At 69.1% G+C, this 3,505-nt stretch carries 2 protein-coding genes; one reads left to right on the top strand and one right to left on the bottom strand.

The window, feature by feature from the left end; translation table 11 throughout:
• Positions 1 to 142: 142 nt before the first annotated feature.
• Complete coding sequence (gene glgX, locus ACZ6KY_RS39295; protein ID WP_469315055.1) at positions 143 to 2,251, bottom strand: glycogen debranching protein GlgX; 2,109 nt, start codon at positions 2,249 to 2,251, stop codon at positions 143 to 145.
• A 179-nt stretch (positions 2,252 to 2,430) separates the two neighbouring features.
• On the opposite strand from glgX, the gene ACZ6KY_RS39290 reads away from it, so the two are divergent.
• Positions 2,431 to 3,243, top strand: a complete 813-nt coding sequence (locus ACZ6KY_RS39290; protein ID WP_469315054.1) for a Tat pathway signal sequence domain protein — start codon at positions 2,431 to 2,433, stop codon at positions 3,241 to 3,243.
• Positions 3,244 to 3,505 lie beyond the last annotated feature (262 nt).

Raw genomic sequence — 3,505 nt, 5'->3', positions numbered from 1 at the left:
CGGCCCCCCCCCTCGGTTTTTTTCCCACGGCCCCAAGGGAGGGGCCCAGCGTGATCTCTCCGTCAAGAACACAACCCCCCCCCCCCCCCCTCGGTCCCCGGGAAGAAACCCCCCCCCCCCCGTGACCCGGGAAGGGCCCGTCCTAGGCGGGCCGCTGAAGCACCGTCATGCTCCGGTCGACCAGGGTCAGCCGGTCACCGGCCTCCACCTTCGCGCCCGTACCCGGGCGGACTCCCTCCGGGAGGGACGTGTCGACGACGACCTGCCACTGGCGGCCGTGGTCGACCGGTACGACGAAGTCGAGGGACTTCGGGGACGCGTTGAACATCAGCAGGAAGGAGTCGTCGGCGATGCGCTCCCCGCGGGCCCCCGGCTCGGAGATCGCGTTGCCGTTGAGGAAGACGGACAGCGCCCGGGCCTGCGCGGACCCCCAGTCGCGCTGGGTCATCTCCTGGCCCTCCGGGGTGAACCACGCGATGTCGGAGAGCTCGTCGTGGGTGCCCTGGACGGGCCGCCCGTGGAAGAAGCGCCGCCGCCGGAAGACGGGGTGGTCCCTGCGCAGCCACACCATCGCGCGCGTGAAGTCGAGGAGTTCGGAGCCGTCCTCCGGCCACGGCACCCAGGCCAGCTCGCTGTCCTGGCAGTACGCGTTGTTGTTGCCGCCCTGGGAGCGCGCGAACTCGTCGCCGTGGCTGAGCATGGGCACGCCCTGGGAGAGCATCAGGGTGGCGATGAAGTTGCGCTGCTGCCGGCCCCGCAGCGCGAGCACGGTCTCGTCGTCCGTGTCGCCCTCGGCGCCGCAGTTCCAGGAGCGGTTGTGGCTCTCGCCGTCGCGGTTGTCCTCGCCGTTGGCCTGGTTGTGCTTGTTGTTGTACGACACGAGGTCGTGCAGCGTGAAGCCGTCGTGGCAGGTCACGAAGTTGATGGAGGCGAGCGGACGGCGTCCGTCGTCCTGGTACAGGTCGGACGAGCCGGTCAGCCGGGACGCGAACTCGGCCAGTGTGCGCGGCTCGCCCCGCCACATGTCCCGGACCGTGTCGCGGTACTTGCCGTTCCACTCGGTCCACAGGGGCGGGAAGTTGCCCACCTGGTAGCCGCCCTCGCCGACGTCCCAGGGCTCGGCGATCAGCTTCACCTGGGAGACCACCGGGTCCTGCTGGACCAGGTCGAAGAACGACGACAGCCGGTCCACCTCGTGGAACTGCCGCGCCAGCGTGGCCGCGAGGTCGAAGCGGAAGCCGTCCACGTGCATCTCGGTGACCCAGTAGCGCAGCGAGTCCATGATCAGCTGGAGCACGTGCGGGGAGCGCATCAGGAGGGAATTGCCGGTGCCCGTGGTGTCCATGTAGTAGCGGGGATCGTCCGCCAGGCGGTAGTACGAGGCGTTGTCGAGGCCCCTGAAGGAGAGCGTCGGGCCCAGGTGGTTGCCCTCGGCCGTGTGGTTGTAGACCACGTCGAGGATGACCTCGATGCCCGCCTCGTGCAGCGCCCGGACGGCCGACTTGAACTCCAGGACCTGCTGGCCCCGGTCGCCCCAGGAGGCGTACGCGTTGTGCGGGGCGAAGAAGCCGATCGTGTTGTAGCCCCAGTAGTTGTTGAGGCCCATGTCGACCAGCCGGTGGTCGTTCACGAACTGGTGTACGGGCATCAGTTCCAGTGCCGTGACGCCCAGTTCCGTCAGGTGTTCGATGATCGCCGGGTGGGCGAGCGCCGCGTAGGTGCCGCGCAGCTCGTCCGGGAGCGCCGGATGCCGCATCGTGAGGCCCTTCACGTGGGCCTCGTAGATCACCGTGTGGTGGTACTCCGTACGGGGCCTCCGGTCGTCGCCCCAGTCGAAGTACGGGTTGACCACGACCGACGACATGGTGTGCGGCGCCGAGTCGAGGTCGTTGCGCTTGTCGGGCGACCCGAACGGATAGCTGTACACCTCCTCCCCCCATTTGACGGAGCCGGCGATCGCACGCGCGTACGGGTCGAGCAGCAGCTTCGCGGAATTGGCGCGCCGGCCGTGCTCCGGCGCGTACCGCCCGTGCACCCGGAAGCCGTACCGCTGTCCGGGCATGATGCCGGGCAGGTAGGCGTGCCGGACGAACGCGTCGGTCTCGCGCAGTTCCACGGCGGTCTCGGAGCCGTCGTCGTGCAGCAGACACAGCTCAATACGGTCGGCGGCCTCCGAGAAGACCGCGAAATTGGTACCGGCACCGTCGTACGTGGCACCGAGTGGATACGCCTCGCCAGGCCAGACCTGCATGGATATGACTCTTCCAGTAGTGCCGTGCCCCTGGGGGCGAGTCCGAGCCGAGTCTCCCCGAAAGTGATGGAACCTCCTATGACTTACACCCCTCTTACCCCGCGACCAGGCATATCTCGTATGCCGAACCAGTGGGACTCAAGGCGACTCCTGGGGACATAGGGGGAGTAGGGGGAAATGTGCGCAAGTTAGTGCACCGCCATCTGGGCAAGGTGGTGGCAGGTGCGGCCATCGCGGTGGCCGGGACGGCCGTGATGATCGGTATCACCCTTCCGGGGTCGGCGGGGGCCGACGAATCGAGCGGGGGCCTCGGGGCCGGCGGAACCGGGCAGCAGGCGGCGCAGGACGGGCAGGGCGGCGCGGTTCGGCCCGGCGTCGTCGAGCGGGCGCCGGCCGAGGGGGAGAAGGGCAGGGGCCGTGACCCGCTGACCGACGACGAGATGAAGCGCGTCGAACAGATCGCGGTGAACCGGCAGCTCTTCGATTCCAGCGAGAACGTCGAGGGCGCGCGCGGACCGCAGCGCATCGGCGTCGACCTCGCCGAACCCGAGACGGCCGAGCTGGACGACCCGAACGCGCCACGCCGGGCCGACGTCACGTTCTACGACTACAAGGACGACACGCTCGTCACCAAGACCGTCGATCTCGGCACCGGGAAGGTCGAGCGGACGGGCGTCCAGCACGGCGTGCAGCCGCCGGTCAGCCGCGACGAGATGACCGAGGCCGCCAGGCTGCTGATCGCCGACCCGCTCGGCGCCGGCCTGAAGGCCGACTTCAAGGACGCCACCGGCAAGGAACTCACCTCGCCCGGCCAGCTGGTGCTCAACAGCATGGTCTACCGCGCGACGCCCGGCGCCCAGCCCGCCGTCCTCGCGGCCTGCGGTGAGCACCGGTGCGTACGGCTCTTCCCGAAGGCCAGGAACGGGCCCTGGATCGACAGCCGCGACCTGGTGATCGACCTGAGCGCCCGCAAGGTCGGCAAGCTCGGCTGAGTGCCGCATCTCTCTCCTTCCCTCCTTTTCAGCTTTACGCAAGGAGTCACTTCTTCATGCGCGTCAACAGAAACAGCCGTGCCCGCAGCCGGGTGGCGGTGGGCCTTTCGGCGCTCGCCCTGGCCGTGGGGGGGGGGGGGGGGGGGGGGGGGGGGGGGGGGGGGGAGGGAGGGGGAGGGGGGGGGGGGGGGGAAAGAAAAGAAAGCGAGAGAGGGGGGAAAGGAAAGGGGGTGGGTGCTGATGACCAAAGAAAAGCCAAAAG

It is taken from the genome of Streptomyces sp. NPDC042002 (assembly GCF_055588305.1).
Note: the sequence above shows the minus strand (reverse complement) of the source record. Positions and strands in the feature narration are given on the sequence as shown.